Origin of the sequence: Nocardioides xinjiangensis (assembly GCF_017916455.1) — a bacterium.
Classification (GTDB): Bacteria; Actinomycetota; Actinomycetes; order Propionibacteriales; family Nocardioidaceae; genus Nocardioides; species Nocardioides xinjiangensis.
In genome coordinates, this window is record NZ_JAFMSY010000001.1 from 765,195 (window position 1) to 789,736 (window position 24,542).

Annotated in this window: 26 protein-coding genes; 6 read left to right on the plus strand and 20 right to left on the minus strand. The window is 73.7% G+C overall.

Annotation, left to right across the window (positions count from 1 at the left end; translation table 11 throughout):
- Window positions 1-2 precede the first annotated feature (2 nt).
- Genes pruA through J3P38_RS03735 form a run of 3 tightly spaced genes read right to left on the minus strand, consistent with a single transcriptional unit; the run spans window position 3 to window position 3,462 of the window.
- Window positions 3-1,631 carry an L-glutamate gamma-semialdehyde dehydrogenase gene (pruA, locus tag J3P38_RS03725; protein WP_210502708.1) on the minus strand — a complete coding sequence of 543 codons (1,629 nt, stop codon included), beginning with the start codon at window positions 1,629-1,631 and terminating at the stop codon, window positions 3-5.
- A gap of 32 nt (window positions 1,632-1,663) precedes the next feature.
- Complete coding sequence (locus J3P38_RS03730; RefSeq protein ID WP_210502709.1) at window positions 1,664-2,008, minus strand: DUF6912 family protein; 345 nt, start codon at window positions 2,006-2,008, stop codon at window positions 1,664-1,666.
- Window positions 2,005-3,462, minus strand: coding sequence for a WS/DGAT/MGAT family O-acyltransferase (locus J3P38_RS03735; protein ID WP_210502710.1), 1,458 nt, complete (start codon window positions 3,460-3,462; stop codon window positions 2,005-2,007). The genes J3P38_RS03730 and J3P38_RS03735 overlap by 4 nt, the downstream gene beginning before the upstream one ends.
- A gap of 102 nt (window positions 3,463-3,564) precedes the next feature.
- Here J3P38_RS03735 and J3P38_RS03740 point away from each other — a divergent pair, with 102 nt between their 5' ends.
- Both J3P38_RS03740 and J3P38_RS03745 read left to right on the plus strand, forming a co-directional pair.
- On the plus strand, window positions 3,565-3,975 hold the full coding sequence (locus tag J3P38_RS03740) for a hypothetical protein (RefSeq protein ID WP_210502711.1): 411 nt from the start codon (window positions 3,565-3,567) through the stop codon (window positions 3,973-3,975).
- Window positions 3,976-3,977: 2 nt separating this feature from the next.
- Window positions 3,978-5,315, plus strand: a complete 1,338-nt coding sequence (locus J3P38_RS03745) for a hypothetical protein (RefSeq protein WP_307807688.1) — start codon at window positions 3,978-3,980, stop codon at window positions 5,313-5,315.
- 19 nt (window positions 5,316-5,334) lie between these two features.
- On the opposite strand, the gene J3P38_RS03750 is transcribed toward J3P38_RS03745, so the two are convergent.
- From J3P38_RS03750 to J3P38_RS03765, 4 genes are read right to left on the minus strand one after another with little or no spacing between them, the layout of a single operon-like run.
- Window positions 5,335-6,186: a calcium-binding protein gene (locus J3P38_RS03750; RefSeq protein WP_210502712.1), complete on the minus strand. Its 852-nt coding sequence runs from the start codon at window positions 6,184-6,186 to the stop codon at window positions 5,335-5,337.
- Window positions 6,187-6,236: 50 nt separating this feature from the next.
- Window positions 6,237-7,346 carry an AAA family ATPase gene (locus tag J3P38_RS03755; RefSeq protein ID WP_210502713.1) on the minus strand — a complete coding sequence of 370 codons (1,110 nt, stop codon included), beginning with the start codon at window positions 7,344-7,346 and terminating at the stop codon, window positions 6,237-6,239.
- A complete protein-coding gene (locus tag J3P38_RS03760; protein WP_210502714.1) occupies window positions 7,328-7,561 on the minus strand; it encodes a hypothetical protein in 234 nt (77 codons plus the stop codon). The genes J3P38_RS03755 and J3P38_RS03760 overlap by 19 nt, the downstream gene beginning before the upstream one ends.
- Window positions 7,562-7,564: 3 nt before the next feature.
- Complete coding sequence (locus tag J3P38_RS03765) at window positions 7,565-7,903, minus strand: hypothetical protein (protein ID WP_210502715.1); 339 nt, start codon at window positions 7,901-7,903, stop codon at window positions 7,565-7,567.
- Window positions 7,904-8,404: 501 nt separating this feature from the next.
- Between J3P38_RS03765 and J3P38_RS03770 the strand changes: the two genes are divergently transcribed.
- On the plus strand, window positions 8,405-8,644 hold the full coding sequence (locus J3P38_RS03770; protein WP_210438524.1) for a helix-turn-helix domain-containing protein: 240 nt from the start codon (window positions 8,405-8,407) through the stop codon (window positions 8,642-8,644).
- A gap of 21 nt (window positions 8,645-8,665) precedes the next feature.
- Here J3P38_RS03770 and J3P38_RS03775 read toward each other — a convergent pair whose 3' ends face one another.
- The 3 genes from J3P38_RS03775 to sigE are packed head-to-tail and all read right to left on the minus strand — an operon-like array spanning window position 8,666 to window position 11,359.
- A complete protein-coding gene (locus J3P38_RS03775; protein ID WP_210502716.1) occupies window positions 8,666-10,228 on the minus strand; it encodes a S1C family serine protease in 1,563 nt (520 codons plus the stop codon).
- Window positions 10,225-10,749 carry an anti-sigma factor family protein gene (locus tag J3P38_RS03780; protein WP_210438526.1) on the minus strand — a complete coding sequence of 175 codons (525 nt, stop codon included), beginning with the start codon at window positions 10,747-10,749 and terminating at the stop codon, window positions 10,225-10,227. Before J3P38_RS03780 ends, J3P38_RS03775 begins: the two co-directional genes overlap by 4 nt.
- A gap of 1 nt (window position 10,750) precedes the next feature.
- Window positions 10,751-11,359: an RNA polymerase sigma factor SigE gene (gene sigE, locus J3P38_RS03785; protein WP_210502717.1), complete on the minus strand. Its 609-nt coding sequence runs from the start codon at window positions 11,357-11,359 to the stop codon at window positions 10,751-10,753.
- A 222-nt stretch (window positions 11,360-11,581) separates the two neighbouring features.
- Here sigE and J3P38_RS03790 point away from each other — a divergent pair, with 222 nt between their 5' ends.
- Window positions 11,582-12,241: an O-methyltransferase gene (locus J3P38_RS03790; RefSeq protein WP_307807690.1), complete on the plus strand. Its 660-nt coding sequence runs from the start codon at window positions 11,582-11,584 to the stop codon at window positions 12,239-12,241.
- Here J3P38_RS03790 and J3P38_RS03795 read toward each other — a convergent pair.
- The 3 genes from J3P38_RS03795 to J3P38_RS03805 are packed head-to-tail and all read right to left on the minus strand — an operon-like array spanning window position 12,238 to window position 14,263.
- Window positions 12,238-12,576 (minus strand): hypothetical protein, encoded by a 339-nt coding sequence (locus J3P38_RS03795; RefSeq protein WP_210502718.1) that lies wholly within the window; start codon window positions 12,574-12,576, stop codon window positions 12,238-12,240. The two genes, J3P38_RS03790 and J3P38_RS03795, sit on opposite strands and share 4 nt — an antisense overlap.
- Window positions 12,576-14,093 (minus strand): leucyl aminopeptidase family protein, encoded by a 1,518-nt coding sequence (locus J3P38_RS03800; RefSeq protein ID WP_210438529.1) that lies wholly within the window; start codon window positions 14,091-14,093, stop codon window positions 12,576-12,578. The genes J3P38_RS03795 and J3P38_RS03800 overlap by 1 nt, the downstream gene beginning before the upstream one ends.
- Window positions 14,094-14,095: 2 nt before the next feature.
- A complete protein-coding gene (locus J3P38_RS03805) occupies window positions 14,096-14,263 on the minus strand; it encodes a DUF3117 domain-containing protein (protein ID WP_210438530.1) in 168 nt (55 codons plus the stop codon).
- A gap of 180 nt (window positions 14,264-14,443) precedes the next feature.
- Between J3P38_RS03805 and J3P38_RS03810 the strand changes: the two genes are divergently transcribed.
- Window positions 14,444-15,256 carry an enoyl-CoA hydratase/isomerase family protein gene (locus tag J3P38_RS03810; protein ID WP_210502719.1) on the plus strand — a complete coding sequence of 271 codons (813 nt, stop codon included), beginning with the start codon at window positions 14,444-14,446 and terminating at the stop codon, window positions 15,254-15,256.
- A 199-nt stretch (window positions 15,257-15,455) separates the two neighbouring features.
- On the opposite strand, the gene J3P38_RS03815 is transcribed toward J3P38_RS03810, so the two are convergent.
- From J3P38_RS03815 to J3P38_RS03845, 7 genes are all read right to left on the minus strand, one after another.
- Window positions 15,456-16,229, minus strand: coding sequence for a M14 family zinc carboxypeptidase (locus J3P38_RS03815; RefSeq protein ID WP_210502720.1), 774 nt, complete (start codon window positions 16,227-16,229; stop codon window positions 15,456-15,458).
- A complete protein-coding gene (locus tag J3P38_RS03820) occupies window positions 16,229-16,651 on the minus strand; it encodes a hypothetical protein (protein ID WP_210438533.1) in 423 nt (140 codons plus the stop codon). The genes J3P38_RS03815 and J3P38_RS03820 overlap by 1 nt, the downstream gene beginning before the upstream one ends.
- 16 nt (window positions 16,652-16,667) lie before the next feature.
- Complete coding sequence (locus tag J3P38_RS03825; protein WP_210502721.1) at window positions 16,668-16,964, minus strand: DivIVA domain-containing protein; 297 nt, start codon at window positions 16,962-16,964, stop codon at window positions 16,668-16,670.
- Window positions 16,965-16,980: 16 nt separating this feature from the next.
- A complete protein-coding gene (locus J3P38_RS03830) occupies window positions 16,981-17,775 on the minus strand; it encodes an LOG family protein (RefSeq protein ID WP_210502722.1) in 795 nt (264 codons plus the stop codon).
- Window positions 17,772-18,830 carry a succinyl-diaminopimelate desuccinylase gene (gene dapE / locus J3P38_RS03835; protein WP_210502723.1) on the minus strand — a complete coding sequence of 353 codons (1,059 nt, stop codon included), beginning with the start codon at window positions 18,828-18,830 and terminating at the stop codon, window positions 17,772-17,774. The genes J3P38_RS03830 and dapE overlap by 4 nt, the downstream gene beginning before the upstream one ends.
- 212 nt (window positions 18,831-19,042) lie before the next feature.
- Window positions 19,043-22,270, minus strand: a complete 3,228-nt coding sequence (gene ileS, locus J3P38_RS03840; RefSeq protein WP_210502724.1) for an isoleucine--tRNA ligase — start codon at window positions 22,268-22,270, stop codon at window positions 19,043-19,045.
- Between the two features lie 398 nt (window positions 22,271-22,668).
- Window positions 22,669-23,706 carry a hypothetical protein gene (locus J3P38_RS03845; protein WP_307807691.1) on the minus strand — a complete coding sequence of 346 codons (1,038 nt, stop codon included), beginning with the start codon at window positions 23,704-23,706 and terminating at the stop codon, window positions 22,669-22,671.
- Between the two features lie 236 nt (window positions 23,707-23,942).
- Here J3P38_RS03845 and J3P38_RS03850 point away from each other — a divergent pair, with 236 nt between their 5' ends.
- Window positions 23,943-24,488, plus strand: coding sequence for a DinB family protein (locus J3P38_RS03850; protein ID WP_246855621.1), 546 nt, complete (start codon window positions 23,943-23,945; stop codon window positions 24,486-24,488).
- Window positions 24,489-24,542 lie beyond the last annotated feature (54 nt).

A 24,542-nucleotide genomic window follows, 5' to 3' on the forward strand; every position in this document is an offset into this window, starting at 1 on the left:
CGTCAGCCCTGGTGGGGGTAGAGGTGCTCGGTCGGCGGGACGAAGTTCTCCTTGATCGAGCGCGGCGAGGTCCAGCGCAGCAGGTTGACCGCGGCGCCGGCCTTGTCGTTGGTGCCCGACGCGCGGCCGCCGCCGAAGGGCTGCTGGCCGACGACGGCACCGGTGGGCTTGTCGTTGATGTAGAAGTTGCCGGCGGCGAACCGCAGGGTCTCGCGCGCCCACGCGATGGCCGCACGGTCCTGGGCGATGATCGCGCCGGTGAGGGCGTACGGCGCGAACGACTCCATCTGCGCGACGACGGACTCGAACCGGTCGTCCTCGAAGACGGACACCGCGAGGATCGGTCCGAAGTACTCCTCGGAGAACATCTGGTCGGTCGGGTCGCTCGACTCGATGATCGTGGGGCGCACGAAGTACCCCACGGAGTCATCGGTCTGGCCGCCGGCGAGGAGCGTGAGGTGGTCGGTGCCCTCGACGCGGGCGATCGCCAACTGATGCTTGGCGAAGGCCCGGTCGTCGATGACCGCGCCCATGAAGTTGGACAGGTCGGTGACGTCGCCCATCGTCAGCGCCTCGGTGTCGGCGATGAGCTGGTCCTTGATCCTGGCCCACACCGAGCGCGGGACGTAGGCCCGCGAGGCGGCCGAGCACTTCTGGCCCTGGTACTCGAACGCACCGCGGATCATCGCCGTGCGCAGCACGTCGGGGTCGGCCGAGGGGTGGGCGACGATGAAGTCCTTGCCGCCGGTCTCGCCCACGATGCGCGGGTAGGCGCGGTAGCCGCTGATGTTCTCCCCCACCGTGCGCCACAGGTGCTGGAACGTCGGGGTGGAGCCGGTGAAGTGGATGCCCGCGAGGTCGGGGTGGGCGAGGGCCACCTTCGACACGTCCAGTCCGTCGCCGGGCAGCATGTTGATGACGCCGGGCGGCATGCCGGCCTCCTCGAGCAGCTCCATCGTCAGCGACGCGGCCAGCTGCTGGGTCGGGGACGGCTTCCAGATGACCGTGTTGCCCATGAGCGCCGGGGCGGTGGGCAGGTTGCCCGCGATCGCGGTGAAGTTGAACGGCGTGATCGCGTAGACGAAGCCCTCGAGCGGCCGGTGGTCGGTGCGGTTCCACAGCCCGGGGCTGTTGGCGATCGGCTGGTCGGTGAGGATCTGCTTGGCGTAGTGGACGTTGAACCGCCAGAAGTCGATCAGCTCGCAGGCGGCGTCGATCTCGGCCTGGACGGCGGTCTTGGACTGCCCGAGCATCGTCGCGGCGTTGAGCCGCTGGCGCCAGGGTCCGGCCAGCAGGTCGGCGGCCTTGAGGATGACCGCGCACCGCTCGTCGAAGGGCATGGCCTGCCACACGGGGGCGGCCTCGGCCGCGGCCCGGACGGCGTCCTCCGCGTCCTGGGTGGTCGCGCTGCGCAGCGTCCCGAGGACGTGCTGGTGGTCGTGGGGCTGGACGACCCGCACCTCGGCGCCGCCGCCGTCGCGGCGCTCGCCTCCGATGACGGCGGGGAAGGTGCGCTGCTCGCCCTCGATGCGGGCGAGCTCGGTGACCAGCGCCTCGCGCTCCGGGGTGCCGGGTGCGTAGGTGAGGTTCGGCTCGTTGGTGGGAGCCGGAGGGAAGGTGATCGCGTCCATGCGGCTGATCGTGTCAGACCGCCTCACGCGCCTCAAAGGGAGGCGATGAGGTCGCCGACCTCCTGCGTCGCCCACCACGCGAGGTCGTCGTCGGGATCGGCGTCGTCGTGGGTGTCGACGTGCACCGCGACCACGTCGCGCCACCCTGCCGCCGCGTCGGCGGCCGCGGTCTCGACGACCACGACGACCCGTCGCCGCCGGCCGTCGGGGAGGGCGGACACCAGCTCGGCCGAGGCGTCGGCGGCGGTCATGAGTGCGGCGTACTCCGTCTCCTCGCCGTCGTCGGCGGCGAGGACCGCGCCCTCGAGCCGCGGGCCGTCGTCCGCCCAGTCCTCGGCCAGCCGCTCCAGCGTCGTCGGGACGTAGCGCCGGGTCACGTGCCGCCCGCCTTGCCGGGGCCCGCGCCGTTGCGCCCGCGGGGCGCCCGCGGCCGGGAGTCCGACGCGGAGTCCTTCAGCTCCTCCAGCGCCTCGAGCACGCACTGGCCCAGGACGTCGGCGTCCGGCACCGCGTCGCGGTCGGCGGTGATGCCGTAGAACACCGACCCGTCGTAGGAGGTGACCCCGATCGCGAGCGGGTGGTCCGGGAGCAGCGGGTGCACGGGGTAGGACTCCAGCATCCGGGCGCCGTCGGCGTAGAGCGGGAACTGCGGGCCGGGGACGTTGGTGATCGAGACGTGGAAGCCGCGCCTGAGCTCCGCGGTGGCGAGGCGTGCCCCGAGGGCGTGGAACGTCGTCGGCGCGAAGCCGGCGATCCCGGCGAGGCGCCGGGCCGAGACGTTGCGACCGTTGTCGCGGTGGGCCTTGAGGTCGTAGCTCACCTGGTGCAGCCGGACGACCGGGCTCGGCTCGCTGATGGGCAGCTGGACGAGGTGGCCGGTGACCTGGCTGCCGAGCGAGGTCGCCTCGAGCTCGTCGTCGATGACCGACATGGGGACGATGGCCTTGATGGTCCGCAAGCCGCCCAGCGACTCCGCGCGCGTCATCAGCCAGCCGCGCAGGCCGCCGGCGAGGGTGGCGAGGATGACGTCGTTGACGGTGCCGCCGTGCACCTCGCGGATGGCGCGGTAGTCGGAGAGCCCGGTGCGCACGGTCACGAAGCGGCGCTGCTGGGAGAGCCGGCGCTGCACCGGGGTGGAGTGCACCGGACCGCGCCCGGCCAGCGCGTTGGCCACCTCGGCGACGCGGGCGCCGGACGCCGTCGCCGCCCGGCCGAGCGACTCGGCGTTCGCGCGGGTGGTCATCCACAGGGTGCGCGGGCTCTCGAGGGTGTCGGTGACCGCGTTGAGCGCGGCCGCCACCGGCCCGGCCGTGCGCCGCGGGCGCCAGTCGTCGTCGCCACCCAGCGTCGAGCGGTCCGGCGAGGTGTCCAGCAGCACCTGGCCGATGTCGACGGTCTCGCGGCCGTCGACGAGGATCTGGTGGCTCTTGGTGAGCAGCGCGACGCGTCCGTGCTCGAGACCCTCGACGAAGTAGCACTCCCACAGCGACCGGCTGCGGTCCAGCGGCCGGGAGGCGATGCGGGCGACGAGCTCGCGCAGCTGGTCCATCGACCCGGGGCGCGGGAGGGCGGAGCGGCGTACGTGGTAGCCGAGGTCGAAGTTCTCGTCGTCGACCCACGCCGGGTTGGCGAGTCGGCCCGGCACCTGCTGGAGGCGCTGGCGGTAGCGCGGGACGAACGCGATGCGGTCGGCGATGAGCTGGACCAGCCGGTCGTGGTCGAAGCCGGACTCACCCGGGTCGAAGATCTCGACGGTGGCGTTGTGCATCGGCGTCGCGGGGGACTCGGCGGCCAGGATGGCCAGGTCCCGCGGCCGGAGCCGCTCGTTCATGGGTCGCCCCTTCCTGGAGCCTGGTCGTCGATCCTTTGTCCCGCATGGGATTCTGGCAGAGGCCCGGGCAGGGCCCGAAGCACCAGTCGAAGGAGAAACCCTGTGTCCGGTCGCGGTCGTCCGCGCCTCGCGCCCCTCGTCGCCCCCCTCGTCCTCCTCACCCTCCTCGAGGCGGGCCTCACCGCCTGCGGCGGCGACAGCGGCGGGGACACCGCGCCGGCCGGGAGCGGCTCGGCCCGGTCCGACGGCGACACCGTGGCCGTCACCGTCACCCGCGAGGGCGACACCTTCACCCCCAACGGCGAGCGTGTCGAGCTCGCGACGGGCCAGGCCCTGGTGCTCACCGTCGAGGCGGACGAGGCCGGCGAGCTGCACGTGCACAGCACCCCCGAGCAGGAGATCGCCTACGACGAGGGCACCTCCGAGCACGAGATCACGATCGACCGACCCGGCGTGGTCGAGGTGGAGAGCCACGACCCCGACGTGATCCTGCTCCAGCTCGAAGTGCGGTGAGCGTGGGCCGGCTGAACGTGGGCGGCTCGATCTCCGCCCACGGCCTGGGTGGTGCCAAGGACCTGCCGATCCCGGCGGAGCTCGCAATCGCCGGTGCGGTCGCGGCACTGGTCATCTCCTTCACGGTCCTCGCCGTGGCGTGGCGCGAGCCGCGCTACGACCCCGCCACCAGCGGCCGTCCGGCTCCCGCCTGGCTCGACCGGTTCGCGTCGTCGCGGGCGCTCGCCGTCACGGCGCGGGTGCTCGGCATGGCGTTCTTCCTCTACGTCGCCGCGGCCGCCGTCTTCGGCAAGGACAGCCTGATCAACCCGTTCCTCGGCACGTTCTACGTGCTGCTGTGGGTCGGGCTCGTGCCGGCGTCGCTGCTCCTCGGGCCGGTGTTCCGGGCGATCAGTCCCGTGCGCACGATCAGCATGCTGTTCGCGCGGATCTCCGGGGTGCCGGAGGGCGAGGGCCTGTACGCCTACCCCGCCCGCCTGGGCTACTGGCCCGCGGCCGCCGGGCTGTTCGCCTTCGTCTGGCTCGAGCTGGTCTACCCGGCCTCGACCGACCTGGGTCCGGTGCGACTGTGGTGCGCGGCGTACCTGGGCATCATGCTCATCGGCTCCGCCGTGTGGGGCACGACCTTCCTCGAGCGCGCGGACCCGTTCGAGGTCTACTCCTCGCTCGTCGCCAGGCTCTCGGTCTGGGGACGCCGCGACGGCGTGCTGGTGCTGCGCAGCCCGCTGGCCAACCTCGACACCGTCGTACCTCGTCCGGGACTGGTCGCGGTCGTGGGCGTGCTCTTCGGCAGCACCGCCTTCGACTCCTTCCGGGAGTCGACGCCGTGGCTCAAGCTGGTGCAGTCGCTGTCCACCAGCCGGGTGCTGCCCGACACGGTCGCCCTCGTCGTCTTCTCCGCCGGGGTCGCCCTCGTGCTCGCCGTCGCGACGATGGCCACCGGGGTCACCAGCGACACCCCGAGACGGGCACTGCCCGACCTCTTCGCCCACTCGGTCGTGCCCATCATCGTCGGCTACGTGGTCGCCCACTACCTCAGCTACTTCGTCGAGTACGGCCAGACGACGGTGATCCAGCTCAGCGACCCGTTCAGCCGCGGCGACGACTACCTCGGAACCGCCGACCTGCAGGTCAGCTACTGGCTGTCCTCGCACCCGACCTTCCTGGCGGTGACCAAGGTGCTGGCCGTGGCGCTCGGCCACGTCGTCGGCGTCGTCGCCGCGCACGACCGGGCGATCAAGCTGCTGCCGAGGCGGCACCAGCTCACCGGTCAGCTGCCGATGCTGGTGGCCATGGTGGGGTTCACCGTCGGCGGCCTGTACCTGCTGTTCGCGGCGTGACCGCTCCTGGGCGACGCTCCTAGGCGACCGGGCCGTAGGGCCAACCGGCCGGGGGCACGTCCGTGACCGTGACGAACTCGCACGAGCCCCGGTAGTCGATGACGTCCGCGGGGTCGCGGCGACCCACGAAGACGACGCGGTCAGCGGTGCCGCTGTCGTGCTGGGTCGGGTCGTCGCAGTGGATCTTGTCCTGCTGGCCGTCCGGCAGCACGTAGATCGTGTCGTTGCCCTGCTCGCCGAAGACCCGGTCGGCGCCGGGGCCGAGGAAGACGACGTCGTCTCCCTCGTCGCCCTTCACCTTGAGGTCGTCGCCCTCACCGTCGATGAGCAGGTCGTTGCCCGGGCCGCCCTGGATCGCGCCGTCGTTGCCCGGACCACCGTCGATCCAGTCGTTGCCGTCGTTGCCGATGTGCTTGTCGACGCCGTCGCCGCCGAGGAGCCGGTCGTCGCCCTCACCGCCGCCGACGGTGTCGTCGCCGCCCTCTCCCTGGACGACGTCGTTGCCGGCGCCGGCGGTGAGCTTGTCGTTGCCGTCGCCGCCGAGGAGGTGGTCGTCGCCCTGACCGCCGTCGATGGAGTCGTCGCCGTCCCCGCCGGAGCCCGAGTCGTTCCCGCGCTGCAGGGTGATCCAGTCGTCGCCGGCGTCCCCGGTGACGACGTCGTGGCCGTTGCCCGCCCACACCTTGTCGTCACCGCCCCGGGCGGCGACGCGGTCCTGCCCGCCGATCGACATGATGCGGTCGGGGCGGTTCTTGCCGTTGATGACGTCGTCACCGGTGGTGCCGGTGCGGAGCTTGGCCGACCAGGCGGGGGCGGCGGCCAGGACGACGACGAGGCTCGAGACGGTGGCGATGCGAAGGTGGCGTGACATCAAGATCTCCTCACGATTGCCACCCAATCTACGCCAAATCTTGAGGGTTTCTAGAATTTTGTTCGCCCGGCTCCTTGCGACGGGCCGCCACGGCGCCGCGGTCGGGCGCGGGTGCCGCCGCGCCGCGGGAGCAGCCGGGGGCGGCGGGGACGTCCGTCGCCCGCCCCGGCCAGGGCCGGGAACACGGCGTCGGCGAGGGCCGACAGGCCCTGGGTCAGCGCGGAGTCACCCAGGTCGGCCACCGGCCGGCCCGACACCGCGGCGCGGTCCAGCAGGGCCCGGTCCTCGGGCAGGAAGTGCAGGCCCGCGACGCGGCTGAACCCCTCGACCATCCCGGCGATCTCCTTCTCCGACCAGCCGATCGTCGCCCGCATGCGGTTGACCACCACCCGGACGGGCACGCCGGGCGTGCGCTCCCGCAGGTCGACGAGGCCACGGGCGAGGCGCGTCAGGCCCACCGGATCGGCCGACCCGACGGCCACGACCTCGTCGGCCTGCTCGAGGGCCGCGAGGGTGAGCGCGTCGCGCGCCGGCCGGGCGAAGTCCGAGCCCGCCTCGTCCTCGAGGGCGAAGCCCGTGTCCACGACCACGTGGCCCTGGCCGCGGGCGCTCTGCAGCAGCTGGTCCACCTGCGCGGGACGCACCTCGCGCCACCGGTCGGCGCGCGGGAGGCCGGTCACCACCGCGAGGTGCGGGCCGACGCCGCGGCACACGGACGCGAACCTCTCGTCGAGCTGGCCGGCCGCCGCCAGCCGCGACGCCGAGAGCAGTCCGGACACCTCGTCGAGGATGCCGAGCTGCTGGGCGACGGTGCCGCCGTAGGGGTCGAGGTCGGCCAGGACGACGGCGGCCTCGCGGCGCGCGACCTCCCAGGCCAGGTTGGCGGCCACGGTCGTCCGGCCGGGCGCGCCGGCCGGGCCCCAGACCACGACGACCCGGCCCCGGTCGCGCTCGCCGGCCGCGATGTCCGCCAGGGGGACGTCGACGGACGGCCGGTGGTCGCGGTCCCGGGTGTCGGCGACGTCGTCCACGGTGGTGACCACGCCCGGCAGGGACGCCAGCTCGCCGGACCCGACCACCGCGGAGATGCCGAGGCGCTGGGCGTGCTCGCGCACGTCGAGGTCGTCCGACCGCGCCGACGTCACGGCGACGGGGCGCACGCGTGGCGGCGCAGGAGGGCCACGCTCGCCGGGTCGAGCCCCGGCGCGTCGAGCGACACGACGGCCACGTCGGACTGCCCGGTGGCGACCGCGGCCAGCAGGTCGTCGACGTCGACGCACCGCTTCAGCACCACGACCCCCGGGTGGGCCTCGAGGTCGGCCATCGCCGGCGACTCCCACGGCTCCCCCGCCGCCAGCAGCAGCACGGAGATCACGGCTCAGCCCCGCCCGACGACGCGGACCCGGTCCTCGCCGCTGGCCGCCAGGACCAGGCCGAGCGACTCCTCGTCGGTCTCCGGCACGGCGATCACGAGCTGGCGGCTGGTCGCCGCGGCGAACGCGTCGGACACGACGGGCGCGTCGAGGACGACCACGTCGCCGAGCACCCGCTCAGCGGCACTCCGAGAGCCCCTGCTCCCCAGCGCACGGTCGGCCACCACCCACACGTCGACCAGCGAGCCCCGCCCCAGGTCGGTGGGCACGTGCTCGGCGGCGACGGCGATGGAGACCGCGACCGTGTCGTCGGCGGCGTCCTCCCCGAGCGCCGCCTCCGGCACCAGCTCCCCCGCCGACAGCGGCCGGGTGAGGGTCGCCGCGGCCGGCAGCTCCTCCTCGACGCCGAGGAGCGGTCGCGGTCGGCCGGGTCGTCAAAGCGCAGGCGGGTGGGGCGCAGGTCGTCGGCCGTGAGCGGCTGCCCCGCGACCAGGTCGGAGGACGCCGACCAGACCGTCGTCATGTCGTCGGCGCCCGCCATGATCCGGGCGCCGGCGACCACGGAGCCGGTGACGAGCACGACGCCCACCCACAGTCGGGGGTCGCGCCACCCCGGCGCGCTCGCCCGGGTCGCCGCGGGAACGTCGGTCGCCCGCGCCCCGGGCCCGGTCGGAGCCCGCGCAGCGTCTGCGGCAGCGCCGTGGGACAGGATGCGAGGAGGACGGTTCCGAGAGCTCCGAGACACCCGGCCATCATTGCCGCACCGGCCGGTCTTCACACCTGCCGCTCCACAGGTCCCGGCCGGGCGACGGTCGGAGCCGACCGGCCGGTGGCACGATGGGGCCATGGCCGACGACACCCGCTTCCTGACGCTCGCCGACGTGGCCGAGGTGCTCAACACCTCCAGCGCGCAGGTCTACGCGCTGGTGCGTCGCGGGGAGCTGCCGGCCATCAAGATCGGCGGTCGCGGCCAGTGGCGGGTCGAGAGGGTGCAGCTCGAGGAGTTCATCCAGCGGATGTACGCCGAGACCCGCGAGTTCGTCGACCGGCACCCGTTCGTCGAGGCCGACGCGGGCCCCGACTGAGGCGCGCGGGGCCGCGCCGCGTCACCCCACCTTGCCGTCGAGCTCGATCTCGACGACGCGCTCCTCGCCGCCGCGGATCACCGACATCTCGACGGTCTCCCCGGGCAGGTGGGTGCGGATGGCCACGATGAGCGCGATCCCGTCGTTGACCGGCTGGTCGTCGACGGCGACGATCACGTCGTCCTTCTCGAGCCCGGCCCGCTCGGCGGGGGTGTCGGGCAGGACCTCGGTGATGGTCGCGCCCTCCGCGTCGGGCTCCCCGCCGGTGCGCACCTGGGCGCCGATCACCGGGTACTCCGCGCGGCCGGTCCGCAGGATCTGGTCGACGGTCGTGCGGACCTGCTCGATGGGGATCGCGAAGCCGACGCCGATGTTGCCCGACTCCGCGGACGCGCCGCCGGTGGTGGCGATGGCGGAGTTCACGCCGACGACCTCGCCCGCGAGGTTGACCAGCGGGCCACCGGAGTTGCCCGGGTTGATGGCCGCGTCGGTCTGGACGGCGTTGATGTAGGATGAGTCGTCGTCGGACTCACCCGACGTGGTCACCGGACGGTCGAGCGCGCTGACGATGCCCGCGGTCACCGTCTGGCTCAGCCCGAGCGGCGCACCGAACGCGACCACCGGGTCACCGACGTGCAGCACCTGCGACGCCCCCAGCGCCGCGGGCTCGAGGCCTTCGGCGCCGTCCACCGCCAGCACCGCGAGGTCGTACACCGGGCTGCGGCCGACGACCGTGGCGTCGTGGCGGGCGCCGGAGTGGTCGATGACGACGATCGGGCCGTCCTCCTCGGCAGCCGAGGCGACCACGTGGTTGTTGGTGACGACGTGGCCCTGCCGGTCGAGCACGAAGCCCGACCCGGTGGCGCCGGCGGACTGGCCGTCGAACTCGGCGAGGATCTGGACCGTGCTGGGCAGGAGCGCCTGGGCGACGGCCGGGACGGACCCGTTGTCCGCCTGGAGCGGCGCGGCGGTGCGCGTGCTCACCCCGCTGAGGCCGTTGTCGTTGGTGCCGCGCGGGGAGGAAAGCTCGTCCTGCAGCGCGCCACCGGCGAGGCCGCCGAGGACGCCCACCACGAGCGCGAGGCACGCGACCGCCGGCCACACCCACAGCGGCAGCCTCCGGGGGCGAGCCGGTCCGGGCGCGTACGGCGGGCGGGGTCCGGGGCGGAACCAGCCGGGCGGCTGCTGCTGCGGACCGGGGTCCGGGCGCTGCGCGAGACCGTGCTGGGGCGCGCCCGCGGCGGCTGGGTACGCGACCGTCGCGGGCGGCGGCTCGCCGTAGCTGCCGCGGTGGGGCGGCGGGCCCGGCTCGCCGGCCGGGCCGGCAGCCGGGACGGCAGCCGGCGGCGCGACCGAGGGTCCGGCAGCCGGTCCGGGCGGCGGTCCGGCGAGCATCCCGTCGTGCCCGAGCTGCGCATCGGGCTGCGCATCGGTCTGCGCATCGGCGCCCGCGTCGGTCCCGGACGCCGACTCGGAGGTGGGGCCGCGCCAGCCGGCGAGCGGCTGCGTCGGCTCGTCGGACCCCGTCGGGTCGGCTGCCGGCCGGCCGAGGGGCTGCTCGTCGGGCCGCTGGTCGTCGCTCACGGAGCAATCTTCTCCCGGATCGCCACGAGCCGGTCGGCCAGGGGCGTCCGAGAGGGTGGGACCGGCCCGCGGGCGGAGCGGTCGTCGACCGTGACCACCGGGGCCACGGGGCCCGTCGGGCGGCTCAGGTCGGTGACGGGCGGCCGGGGGTCGATCCGCGGGGTGTTGGCCACGCCGAGGGCCAGCACGCCGACGACGCAGGCGCTCGCGGCACCACCACCGATGGCGACGAGGCCTCGCCGGGACCGGTGGGCCGCCCCGGTCGCCGCGACGCCGGGGCCGGAGGCGGGCTGCAGCGACGAGCACCGTCCCATGAGCGAGGACTTGAAGTCGTGCGACGGCGAGCACGACCCCGAGGGACCGAGGGACAGCTGGGCGAGCCGGGTCTTCACCCAGCCTTCCTGCTCGACGAGGTCACGGCAGGCGTGGCAGGCGTGGACGTGGGCCCAGCACCGCTCCTCCTCGTCGGGGGCGAGCCGGCCGTCGAGCAGGGCGCTGACGCGCGATCCGAGGTGCGTCATCTCAGGACACCTCGCCCCGCGGGTGCCGGGCGACCGGTCCCGAGTAGCGCGAGCGCCCGGCGGCCGGCTCCCGGTGGGCGAGTGCCTTGCGGAGCATGGTCCGGCCGCGGTGGATCCGGGACCGCACGGTGCCGAGCTTGGCGTCCAGGATCTCGGCGATCTCCTCGTAGGTGAGGCCCTCGACGTCGCACAGCACGACGGCGGCGCGGAAGTCGGGTGGCAGCGTGGCGAGCGCGGTCTCGATGTCGTCGTCGAAGGTCCGCTCCGCCACCGCGAGCTCGGGGGCCGGAGCCGGGCTGGTGAGCCGCGCGGCGCGCTCGTCGGAGAGCGCGTCGAAGCGGATCCGCTGCTTGCGGCGGGCCCCGTCGAGGAACAGGTTGGTGGTGATGCGGTGCAGCCAGCCCTCGAAGGTTCCGGGGGTGTAGGAGTCGAGCGAGCGGAAGACCCGGACGAAGACCTCCTGGGTGAGGTCCTCGGCGTCGGGCCGGTTGCCGGTCAGCCGGTAGGCGAGGCGGAAGACGCGGTCGGAGTGCTGCTCGACCACCTCGTCCCACGTCGGTACCGCGGCTCCGGCCGGCCCGGCCGGGGTGGTGTCGAGCTGGTCACCCACGGGTGCCCCCTGATTCGTCTTCCTCGACCGCAGCTGCAACGGTTCACTGTCCTTCCTGACGCTAGGAGGGCCGCCTGAGAGTTGCCTGTGAGCCCCATGCGCTCCGACCAAGAACTGCCGGACCGGGTCCGGGCACCCGGTGGCCGACGAGGACTCCAACGAGCGGGGAGCGGCGTGTGTTCCCGGCCACGTCGGGAGGTCGCCGCGCGATAGAGTCGCCGGGTGCCGAACAACACCGCGCCGATCACGCCCGCGAGCTGGTCCTACGCCGAGTCGTTCGTGGCCGAGGACGAGGTCCTCGCCGCGGCGCGCAGCCGGGCCGAGGAGGTCGGCGTCGCCCCGGTCGGCTCGGGGGTGGGTGCGGCGCTGCGCTTCCTCGCCTCGGTCCTCGACGCCCGCGCGGTCGTCGAGATCGGCACCGGCACCGGCGTCTCGGGACTCTGGCTGCTGCGCGGCATGCGCTCCGACGGCGTGCTGACGACGGTCGACATCGAGGCCGAGCACCAGCGCCTGGCGAAGGAGACGTTCACCGAGGCCGGCATCCCCGGCAACCGGGCCCGCACGATCGCCGGCGCAGGGCTCGACGTGCTCCCCCGGCTCACCGACGGCCACTACGACCTGGTGTTCTGCGACGGCGACAAGCGCGAGTACGCCGCCTACCTCGCGGAGGCCGTGCGCCTGCTGCGACCGGGCGGCGTGGTGGCGTTCGACAACGCGCTCTGGCACGACCGGGTCGCCGATCCGGCCCAGCGCGACGAGGAGACGGTCGCGATCCGCGAGCTCGGCCGAGCGGTCCTCGACCACGAGGCGCTCGTGCCGGTGCTGCTGCCGGTCGGCGACGGCTTGCTGGCCGCGAAGAAGGAGTGGGCGCCCGAGGCCTAGGCCGGCGGCGCGGCCACGAAGCCCGCTCCGCCCTCGGCGACGGCGACGACGTCGCACGCCTCGATGAGGACCGGGGACGTGCCGATGATCTGCGAGCCCGGCGACTCGTCGGCCCCCTCGGTGAACGTGCGCTGGAACTCCTCGCGCTCCCGGCTGCTCGCGAACACGTAGCAGCCCTCGAACCACTGGCCGGGGACCTGGCGCCAGGTCTTGGAGCGCAGCCCGGGCATGTCGGTGAAGCGCGCGTGCGAGGTCTCGGCGACGTAGGACGCGAGCCGGTCCTCCGTGCCCTCGGGCGCACCGACGAGCGACCAGCGGACCGTGAGGCCGAGCATCAGGAGACCCCGGCGAGCGGGTCGTCGGAGCCCAGCCACGACAGCAGCAGGCGCGGGCCCCAGCCGCTGGGGCCGGCGGTCCACTCGTAGCGCTCGGCCGGCGACTCCGCGGCGGAGGCGAAGTCGAGGTGCGCCCACGGCACGTCGCCGGCGAAGTGCTGGAGGAACAGGGCGGCGGTGATGGCCCCCGCCCCGCCGGCGGCGTTGTCGCCGTCGGCGATCCGCGAGGCGACCTTCTCCTCGTAGTCGGCGACGAGCGGCATCCTCCACGCGTTCTCGCCGGAGGCCGCCGCCGCGGCCTCCACGTGCCCGGCGAGCGCCTCGTCGTTGGCGAAGTAGCCGCCGGTCCACTGGCCCAGCGAGACCTTCATGGCGCCGGTGAGGGTGGCGATGTCCACCAGCGCGGCCGGCGCAAGCTCGCGGACGGCGTACGCCATCGCGTCGGCGAGGACGAGGCGGCCCTCGGCGTCGGTGTTGTTGACCTCCGAGGTGCGTCCGCCGAAGTGGGTGATGACGTCGCCGGGGCGCATCGCGGACCCGCTGACGGCGTTCTCCGCGGCGGGGACGAGGCCGACGACGCGGACCGGGCAGTCGACGTCACGGAGCGCGCCCATGGTCGCGATGACCGCCCCGCCGCCGCTCATGTCGCGCTTCATCGTCAGCATGCCCTCGCTGGGCTTGATGTCGAGGCCGCCGCTGTCGAACGTGATGCCCTTGCCGACGAGGACGACCGTGGGCGTCCTCCTCGAGGCGCCGCGCGGGGTGTAGTCCATGCGGATGAGGCGGGGCTCGTGGGCCGAGCCGCCGCCGACGGCGAGGATGCCGCCGAAGCCCTCGGCCTCCAGCCGCGCGGTGTCCCAGACCGTGACGTCGAGCCCGGACGCCTCGCCGACCTCGACGGCCTGCTCGGCGAGCCAGGCCGGCGTCTTGAGGTTGGCCGGGACGGTGGCGAGCACGCGCGAGCGCCACCCGGCGCCGCCCAGCGCCAGCGCCCGGGCCAGCTCGTCGTCGGCGCCGTCGTCGCTGACGCCGGCCAGCACGATCCGGGCGACGGGTCGCTCCTTCGGGCCGGCCGAGCGCCAGTGGAAGGAGAACGAGCCGAGCATGGCGCCCACCACGAACGCGGCGAGCCCCTCGTCGGGGGCGATGGCGGCGACCGACGAGACCACGCTGGCGCGGTCCTTCGTCGCCCGGGCGAGCGTCGCTCCCGCCCGCCGGAAGTCCGTCACGGTGGCGTCGCCGACGCCGACCAGCAGCACGAGGCCGACGTCGTCGCCCGCGGGGACGGTCGTCACCTCGCCGGTGCGGCCGGTGGCACGCGCGGCCTCGAGCGCCCCGAGGAGGTCGATCCCGAGGGCCTCGGCGGCCTCGTCGGCGCCCGGACCCAGCAGCGGTCCGGCCTCGTCGGGCAGCACCGGGAACGCCCACACCTCCGCGCCGCCGATCTGGTGCGGCAGGTTGGGGCTGAGGGCGAACTCGGGTGGCGAGACCTGCGTCGGGAGCGCGGTGGTGGGCACGATCAGCCGACGACGTCCTTGAGGGCGTCGCCGAGTGCGGTGGCCTCCTCGGCGTTCAGCTCGACCACCAGCCGCCCACCGCCCTCGAGCGGGACGCGCATGACGATGCCGCGCCCCTCCTTGGTCACCTCGAGCGGTCCGTCGCCCGTGCGGGGCTTCATGGCGGCCATCGGCGCACCTCTTCCTGTCCAGCCAGCAGTGGATGTGGCTCTTCACATGCGAATCGAGGCGGCTGAGTCGTGCCTGGCCACCCCGATCGGCGTCGTACGGCGCCCATTATCCCCCATCCCCCGCGTGATCGGCACCACAGGGCGCGCGGACCCGTGTCGCCCGTCGGGCAGACTGCCCCCATGACGCCGCCGCCCGCCACCGACGCGCCCCCCGTCCTGCTCGACGTCGAGGACGCCGTCGCCACGATCACGCTCAACCGGCCCCACGCCATGAACGGTCTCGACGTGGCCACCAAGGAGCTCCTGCGCGACACCGTGCACCACGTCGCCGCCGACCCGGAGGTGCGGTGCGTGGTGCTGACCGGGAGCGGCCGCGCGTTCTGCGTCGGCCAGGACCTCAAGGAGCACCTGGCCGGACTCAAGGGTGACGCCGCCGTGCCGCTCTCCAGCACCGTCGAGCAGCACTACAACCCCATCGTGCAGGCGCTGGCCACGATGCCGAAGCCGGTGGTCGCCGCCGTCAACGGCGTCGCGGCCGGCGCGGGGGCGAGCCTGGCGTTCGCCGCCGACTTCCGGGTCCTGGCCGACTCCGCCGGATACAACACCTCCTTCGCCGGGGTGGCGCTGTCGTGCGACACCGGCTCGAGCTGGACCCTGCCGCGGCTGGTGGGGCGCGCGAAGGCGATGGAGCTGCTCTACTTCCCTCGCACGGTCGGCGCCGACGAGGCGCTCGAGCTGGGCCTGGCCACGCAGGTGGTGCCGGCCGAGGAGCTCCCGCGCGCCGTCGCCGAGCTGGCTGCCCGGCTGGCGGCGGGCCCGACGGTGGCGTACGGCGCCATCCGGCAGGCGGTGGCGTACTCCGCGGCCCACCCGCTCGAGCAGTCGCTCGCCTTCGAGGCCGACCGGATGGCCCTCACCGGCGCCACGGAGGACCACCTCGCCGCGGTCGACGCGTTCGTGGCCAAGGCGGAGCCGGCCTTCCGCGGCCGCTGAGCTCCACGGATCAGCGGCGGGTGGCCGCCGGGCCGGCGCCAGCGTCATGCGGACCGGTACCTATACGTGCCGCTTCGTATGACGCAGCCCCCGCTCACGGCCAAGCTTCATGCGGACCGGCGCCTGTACGTGCCGCTTCGTATGACGCAGCCCCCGCCCACGGCCAAGCGTCATGCGGACCGGCGCCCACCCGCGAAGATCAGCGGCGGGTCCGGTGGGCGCCGAGCACCCGGAGCAGCTGGCGGGGCGCCGCGACGCCCATCCGGTGCCGCGAGGGCCGGCCGCCGTACTCGACGGTCAGCGCGGAGCCGGCGAAGCGGTGGTTGAACCACATCGTCATGGTGCCGTGGCACAGCCCACCGCAGTCGAGCGACGTGCGCGGCAGCCGCAGCGCCCGCGCCAGCCGCCGGGCGAAGCGGGGGTCCTTGGTGTCGGTGTCCACGCCGTGCAGCGGCTGGTGGAAGCTGATCACCCGGCGCGGGTCGACCTGGCGCAGGAACGCCATCATCGCCCGGGTCTCCGGCTCGCTGCCCGGCCGCGGCCCGGACTCGTGGCTGCCGTCGAGGTCGGCCCAGCGGTGCGGGAAGTTGCGGTTGAGGTCCACGCCGCGGGCGTTGCGGCGGGTGCCGCGCGCGAGGCCGTCGGGGTTGTACGTCGGCACCACCCACAGGTCGATCCCGCGGACGGGACGGCCGTCGCGCAGCGCCTCCAGGATCCGGCGGGTGGCCGGCTCGTCGCCGTGCATGGTCGAGACGAGGACGACGCGTCGCTTCCCGGGCTCGCCGAGGCGCCAGGCGCGGACCGGGCGGCCGGCGACCGAGTGGCCGATGGTGCGGACCTCGACGACCGCCGGGCGGGGCGCCGGCGCGGCCTCGACGGCGCGGGCGCCCGTCGGTGCGACCGCAGCCGGACCGGCGACGAGCCCGGTGAGGAGCAGCGCGAGCGAGGCGGGGTACGCACCGGGGCGGGGCATCAGACCGCCGCGTCGAGGTAGGCGTAGGTGAACACGAGGACACCGGCCACCATCCCGAGGTGGGCGAGCAGCGACAGCCCCGGGCCCTTGCTCCAGGAGTCGCCGGCGGCCTCGGGGACGTGGCGTCCCCTCGCCGGCAGCCACCGCGCGAGGATCAGCAGGCCGCACAGGGCGGTGATCCACCACAGCGCGATCGCGGCGATCCCCACCAGCGGTCCACCGACGAAGGAGTCCTCCGGGGCCACCAGCACGCCCAGCCACAGCACCAGGGCCAGCATCCCGGCCACGAAGTGCGCGGTCGGGAGCCGCCGGCTGATCGAGAACCGGCCGGCCGCTCCGTCGCGGCCCAGGCGCAGGCGGGTCAGCACGATCACCACGGCGGCGAGTCCGGTGAGGATCCACACGGCGGTCGGGAACGACATGGTCGCGGAGTCTGCCCTAGTCGCGCGGTGCCTCGCCAGACGGGCCGTCGGCGTCCGGCGCCCCCGACGCGCGGTCCTCCATCTCGGCGGCGAGGCGCGCCAGGAGCGCGTCGACGTCGGACATCCGGTAGCCACGCACCGCCAGCGGGAAGCGGACGGCGCGCAGGTCGTCGGGCCCGATCGGGCGGTCGGTCGGCAGCACGACGTCGGGACGGTCGTCGTACGCCGGCGGCATCGACCCGCCGCGGCCGGACGCCACCATCGCGACGCCGCCCATGGCGAGGACGACCAGCGCGGCGAAGAGCCACGTCATCGGCGGACCACTCCCCTCACTCGGGCCGCTCGGGAGCCGGCGTGGGCCACCGGTCCTCCCGGGCGGCCACCATCAGCTCGACGGCCTCGTCGACGTCGTCGGTGAGGACCATCATGTCGAGGTCGGCGGCGTTGATCTTGCCCTCCGCGAGCACCGTCTCGCGCAGCCAGCCCAGGAGCCCCTGCCAGTACTCCGTGCCGATCAGCACGATCGGGAACGAGGTCACCTTCCGGGTCTGCACCAGGGTCAGCGCCTCGAAGAGCTCGTCGAGCGTCCCCAGCCCGCCGGGCAGGACGACGAAGCCTTGGGAGTACTTGACGAACATGGTCTTGCGGGCGAAGAAGTAGCGGAAGTTGATCCCCTTGTCGACCCACTGGTTGAGCCCGGACTCGAACGGCAGCTCGATGCCGAGCCCCACGCTCACGCCGCCGGCCTCGGACGCGCCCTTGTTGGCGCCCTCCATCGCGCCGGGTCCGCCCCCGGTGATGACGGCGAACCCGGCCTCGACCAGCTTGCGGCCGGCCTCCTCGGCGACGGCGTAGTGCGGGTGGTCGGCCGGCGTCCTCGCCGACCCGAAGACCGCGATGGCCGGCCCGAGCTCGGCGAGGGCACCGAACCCCTCCACGAACTCCGCCTGGATGCGCAGCACCCGCCACGGGTCGGTGTGCACCCAGTCGCTCGGGCCGCGCGAGTCCAGGAGGCGCTGGTCGGTGGTGCTTCCCTCGTCCACCTGGCCGCGGCGCTCGATGACCGGGCCCTTGACGCGGTGCTCGGGACGCCGGCCCGACAGGTGCTCTCGTCGGTCGGTCATGCCAGCCACTCCTTGAGGACCCGCTCGCACCGCTCGACGTGCTCGGTGGGCACGTGCTCGTCCTGCTTGTGGGCGTACATCGGGTCGCCGGGGCCGAAGTTGACCGCCGGGATCCCCAGTCGCGTGAACTGCGCGACGTCGGTCCAGCCGAACTTGGGTGCCACCTCGCCGCCCACCGACTCGACGAACGCCCTCGCCGCGGGCCGGTCGAGACCGGGCATCGCCCCGCCCGCCATGTCGGTCACCCTGACGTCGTAGCCCTCGAAGAAGTCGCGCACGAACGCCTCCGCGTCGCTCTCGCTGCGGTCGGGCGCGAAGCGGAAGTTGACCTCCACGACGCACTCGTCGGGGATCACGTTGCCCGCGACGCCACCGCGGATCCCGGTGGCGTTGAGCCCCTCGTGGTAGGTCAGGCCGTCGATCTCCGGGCGCCGGGGGACGTACTCGTTGAGCCGGGCGAGCACGGGGCCGGCGAGGTGGATGGCGTTGACGCCCTTCCAGCTGCGGGCGCTGTGCGAGCGCTCGCCGGTGGTGCGGACGTCGACGCGCATGGTGCCCTGGCAGCCGGCCTCGATCGCGGCGTTGCTCGGCTCCATGAGGATCGCGAAGTCGGCCTGCACCAGGTCGGGGTCGCTCTCGGTGAGCTTGCGGAGGCCGTTGTGGACCGAGTCCACCTCCTCGGCCTCGTAGAAGATGTAGGTGAGGTCGCGGTTGGGGCTGGTGACGTCGGCGGCCAGCTTGAGCATCACCGCGTCGCCGCCCTTCATGTCGCAGCTGCCGAGCCCGTGGAGGACGCCGTCCTCGAGGCGCGAGGGCAGGTTGTCGTTGAGCGGCACCGTGTCGAGGTGGCCGGCCACCACGACGCGCTCGTCCCGCCCGAGCTCCGTGCGCGCCACGACGGTGTGGCCCCGGCGGGTGACGACCAGGTGCGGCAGGCCGGACAGCGCCGCCTCGACCGCGTCCGCGATCTGCTGCTCCCGGTGGCTGACGGACTCGATGTCGACGAGCTGCTGGGTCAGGGTCACCACGTCGGCGGAGAGGTCGAGCTCAGGCATGGCCCCGATTCAACCAGCCGCTCCGCGCTCCCCGTCGCCGGGCGCTCCGGGCCGACCGCAGCGCGCCGAGCAGGCCGCGGTCGACGGGCCCGTAGCCGGTCGCTCCAGGCCCCAGGGTCGAGGCGGTGGTGGTGCACGGTCCGGTCGCCCCCTCCCCGTGCGTGCGTGTCCTGTGTACGTGCGCGCGTGCCCGTGTGGCGCGCCGCTCGCGCTCAGCCCCCGACGCCGTCCGCGGTCACGTCGATGCCGAGCTCGGGCGCATCGGCGTAGGACACCGCGGTCGCGAGCGTCTCCTCGGCGATCAGCGCCTCGTGCGTGCGGGCGGCGGCCATGGTCTCCGCTGGCCCGGCGAGGGTCAGCCGGATCCGGTCGCTGACCTGCAGGCCGGCGTCCTTGCGCGCCTGCTGGACGGCGCGCACCAGGTCGCGGGCGGTGCCCTCGGCCTCGAGCTCGGACGTCACGGCGGTGTCGAGGACGACGAAGCCTCCGCCCGGCAGCATCCCGATGGCGGTGTCGTCGGCCGCGGTGCCGGCGACGGTCTCGAGGGCGTACTCCCCTGCCAGCAGCTCGAGGCCGCCGGCCGTCACCGTGCCGTCCTCGGCGACCGACCAGTCGCCGGACTTCGAGCCCCTGATCGCCAGCTGGACGTCCTTGCCGAGCCGCGGTCCGGCGGCGCGCGCGTTGACGGTGAGCCGCTGGGAGACGCCGTACGACGCCGCCTCGGGGGCGTCGGCCGCGAGGAGCGTGACCGACTTGACGTTGAGCTCGTCGGCGACCAGCCGGTCGAACCCGGTGAGGTCGGTGTCGGTGACGACGGTGAGCCCCGACAGCGGCAGCCGGTTGCGGAGGTTCGCGGCCTTGCGCAGCGCCGAGCCGGCCGAGCAGACGTCGCGGACGGTGTCCATCGAGGCCACCAGCGCGTCGTCGGCCGGCAGGCCGTCGACGGCCGGCCAGTCGGTGAGGTGCACCGACCGCTCGCCCGTCAGCCCGCGCCAGACCTCCTCGGTGGTCAGCGGCAGCAGCGGCGCGGTGAGCCGGCAGACCACCTCGAGCACCGTGTAGAGGGTGTCGAACGCGTCGGCGTCCTCGCTCCAGAACCGGTCGCGGGAGCGGCGGATGTACCAGTTCGTCAGCACGTCGAGGAAGGCGCGCGTGCTGTCGCACGCGGCGGCCACCTCGTAGTTGTCGAGCTGGTCGGTCATGGTCGCGACGTGGTCGCGCAGCTTGGCCAGGATGTAGCGGTCCATCGGGTGCGCGCTGTCGGTGCGCCACGTGGCCTCGCGCCCGGCACCGCCGTCGGCGGCGTTGGCGTACAGGGTGAAGAACGACCAGCTGTTCCACAGCGGGATCAGCACTTGCCGCACCGAGTCGCGGATGCCCTGCTCGGTGACGACGAGGTTGCCGCCGCGCAGGATCGGGCTCGACATCAGGAACCAGCGCATCGCGTCGGCGCCGTCGCGGTCGAAGACCTCGCGCACGTCGGGGTAGTTGCGCAGGCTCTTGGACATCTTCTGGCCGTCGTTGCCGAGCACGATGCCGTGGCTCAGGCACGTGGAGAACGCGGGACGGTCGAAGATCGCGCCCGCGAGCACGTGCATCGTGTAGAACCAGCCGCGGGTCTGGCCGATGTACTCGACGATGAAGTCGCCCGGGAAGTGGTGCTCGAACCAGTCCTTGTTCTCGAACGGGTAGTGCACCTGCGCGAAGGACATCGAGCCCGAGTCGAACCAGACGTCGAGGACGTCGGTGACGCGGCGCATGGTCGACTGCCCCTCCTCCGGCGAGCGGGGGTCGTCGGGGTTCGGCCGGGTCAGCTCGTCGACGTACGGCCGGTGCAGGTCGGGGTTGCCGTCCACGTCGTGCGGCAGCCGGCCGAAGTCGCGCTCGATCTCCTCGAACGAGCCGTAGACGTCGACGCGCGGGTACTTCTCGTCGTCGGACTTCCACACCGGCACCGGGCTGCCCCAGAACCGGTTGCGGGTGATCGACCAGTCGCGGGCGTTCTCCAGCCACTTGCCGAACTGGCCGTCCCGGATGTGGTCGGGCACCCAGCGGATCTCCTGGTTGAGCGCCATCAGGCGCTCCTTGACCTTGGTCACCTCGACGAACCACGACGAGACGCCCTTGTAGATCAGCGGCTGCCGGCAGCGCCAGCAGTGCGGGTAGGAGTGGTCGTAGGTCTCGCGGCGCACCAGCACCGTGCCGGGCGTGACGGAGCCCGTCGCGCCGTCGCCACGGGTCGCGGCCTTGAGGTGGTCGATGATCTGGAGGTTGGCGTCGAAGACCTGCAGGCCCTCGTAGTCGGTGACCGGGAAGGTGAACCGGCCGTCCTTGCCGACCGGCATGACCGCCTCGATGCCCTCGCGGTCGGTGACGACCTTGTCGTCCTCACCGAAGGCGCCGGCGGTGTGCACCAGCCCGGTGCCGTCGGTGGTCGTGACGAACTCGGCCGGCACGAGCCGGAACGCGCGCTCGTGGCCCTCGTAGTAGGAGAACGGCGGGGCGTACTCGAGCCCGACGAGGTCCGCGCCGGTGCCGCGCCAGGTGACCTCCGGGTCCTCGCCCAGCTCGCGGGCGTAGGACGCGAGGCGCGCCTCGGCGAGCAGGTAGCGCTCGAGGCTGCCGGTGGGCTTGTCGGACCCGACGACGACGTAGTCGATGTCCTCGCCCACCATGACCGCGAGGTTGGAGGGCAGGGTCCACGGCGTCGTCGTCCACACCAGCACCTTGACGCCCTCGAAGTCGCCGGGCGTGGTGACGTGGTAGCCGACGGTAACGGCGGGGTCCTGCCGCATCTGGTAGACGTCGTCGTCCATCCGCAGCTCGTGGTTGGACAGCGGGGTCTCGTCCTGCCAGCAGTAGGGCAGCACGCGGAAGCCCTCGTAGACCAGCCCCTTCCCGTGCAGCTGCTTGAAGGCCCAGATGACCGACTCCATGAACTCGGGGTTCATCGTGCGGTAGTCGTTGTCGAAGTCGACCCAGCGCGCCTGGCGGGTGACGTAGTCGCGCCACTCGCCGGTGTACTTCAGCACCGACTGGCGGCAGGCCTCGTTGAACTTCTCGATGCCCAGCTCGACGATCTCGTCGGTGGTCTTGATCCCGTTGAGGCGCATCGCCTCGAGCTCGGCGGGCAGGCCGTGGGTGTCCCAGCCGAAGCGGCGCTCGACCTTGCGCCCGCGCATGGTCTGGTAGCGCGGGATGAGGTCCTTGACGTAGCCGGTGAGCAGGTGGCCGTAGTGCGGCAGGCCGTTGGCGAACGGCGGGCCGTCGTAGAAGACGAACTCGTTGGCGCCGTCGGGCCCCGCCTCCCGCTGCTCGACGCTCGCGCGGAAGGTGTCGTCGGCCTCCCAGTAGGCCAGCACCGCCTCCTCGATCTCGGGGAAGCGCGGGCTGCCGGCGACGCCTCGGGCGTCGGTGTGCGAGACCTTCGGGTAGGCCATCTGGGTGCTCCTCGCGGTGCGTCGTACGACTCGGGCTGTCACCACGAGGACGATCGGCTGACCGCGGTACCACCTCGCTTGCTCCCGCCCGGGGCGGGAACCGCTTCGTTTCGGCTGTGTCGGGCCGGACCCGTCGGGTTCTAGTGAGGTGGCGGCCGGCTCGCCGCACCCGTTCTTCCCGAGGCTCGCCGCTGATGACGGCTCAGACGCCTGCCCGGATCGTACGGCGGTCGCGCGGGCGGGCGCCAATCGGTTCTCCGGGGCTCGGCCTCCCCTCCGGTGGTCCACCGGCGAGTGGCTGCTTGGGACGCCCGCCGGACAGCCCTCCCCTCCGGTAGTCCACCGGGAAGCGGCTGCTTGGGACGCCCGCGGACTGCCACTTCCCGGTGGACTGTCGCTCAGGCGGTACGCCGGTACCGCAGGACGCGGTCGCGCTGGTGGCCGTCGAGCGCCCTGCGGCGCGCCACGGTGTCGGTCGCGGTCCACCACGCCGGCGGCTCGACCGTCCACGCGCGAGGACCGCTCGAGGCTCGCGCCCGGCGGGCGGCCGCGAGCAGCCGCGCGGTGAAGCCGTCGAGGTCCGCCCAGTCGGTGACGAGCATGGTGACGCACTCCAGCCCGAGGTCGCGGTACGCCGCCTCCTTCTTCACGTCGGCCGCCGTCCCGGCGAGGCTGATGTGGTCGGCCCCGTTGTACTCAGCCACCAGCCCGAGCCGGGGCTCGAGCAGGTCGGGCGTGCCGACGTGGCGGCCGTCGAGGGTGAAGACCGGCGCGTTGCACAGCGGCCGCGGCAACCCGGCCTGGTGCGTCCAGACGCCGCGCATCCGCGTCTCCTGGGGCGACCACGAGTTCTCGTCTGCCAGCGCCACGGCGTCGCGGGCCCGCGGGATGCCCGTCACCGGACCGAGGGCCTCGAGGTACGCCGACACCTCGGCGAGGCTCACCAGGTCGGCGTAGCAGGCCATGTCCAGCGCCACCACCGCGTCGGGGAGGGAACTGGCGTGCCGCACCTCGAAGACCACCGAGCGCAGCGCCGTGGTGATCGGCAGACCGTCGAGCACCTCGACCTCGTCCGGGTGCAGGAACTCCTGGCTGATCGCGAGGCCGAGCTGCGCCGTACGGTCGCGCGTCGCGACCAGCGGCACGCGCCGCGGCACCCGACCGCCCGCGGTCGCGTCGAACCACGCCGCGCCCCGCCACCTGAGTGCCGCCCACCCGGTGACGGCCTCGCCGTCCCGCAGCACCGCGGCCGCCTCGACGATCCGCTGCTCGGTGGTCGGCTCCACGTGCGCCGGCACGTACAGCCCGTGGCTCGACTGCCGCCACCGCGGGCCCCGCGCCTGCCCGCGCGTCGGCCCGGCCCGCCCGGCGGGATCGACCCGGACGGGGGCGACCAGTCGCGGCCGTCGCTGGTGGAAGGGGGCGGGCTCGAACACACGGCGAGCCTTCCCCGTCACGACCCCGCCCGGTCGGTCGTCCACAGGACCGCTTCCCCGCGGGTGGTAGTCCACCGGGGAACGGTCGCTGGACAGCCGGTCGGCGAGCCGTTTCCCGGTGGACTACCCCGAGGCGGGCGGCCTTGGTAGTCCACCCGGGAAACGGTCGCGGGAGGGCCGGTCGGCCCGCCGTTTCCCGGTGGACTACCCCGAGGGGGGTGCGGTTGGGTGGTGCCATGGCGCACCCCGGACACGACGGCATGTGGCTCCCCGCCGACCAGGACCCGCGGATGCAGATGGGGCCGACGCGCGGTGAGCGCGACTGCCTCCTCGGCTACCTCGAGCACTACCGCCAGACGCTGGCCCTCAAGTGCGACGGGCTCAGCGCCGAGCAGCTCGCCACAAAGGCCGTGCCCCCCTCGAACATCTCCCTGCTCGGCCTGGTGCGGCACATGGCGCGAGTCGAGCAGAGCTGGTTCCGTCGGATCATCGAGGCACGGACGGAGCTGCCGCGGCTGTTCGCCGGCGACGACGAGGACGCCGGCTTCGACTTCCCGGACGTCGACGACGACCTCGTGCGCGCCAGCCACGCGCTGTGGCAGTCGGAGATCGCGTACGCCAGGGAGGTCCTCGACCGCACCGACCTCGACACGATCGTCGACGTGCACGGCGAGCCGACCGAGGTCCGCGACATCGTCGTCCACGTGATCGAGGAGTACGCCCGCCACTGCGGGCACGCCGACCTCGTGCGGGAGTGCATCGACGGCCGCGCCGGCCAGTAGGCAGCCACGGGGCAGCCAGGAGCCAGCCGGTCGACGGGTCGTGGGGGCGCCCTC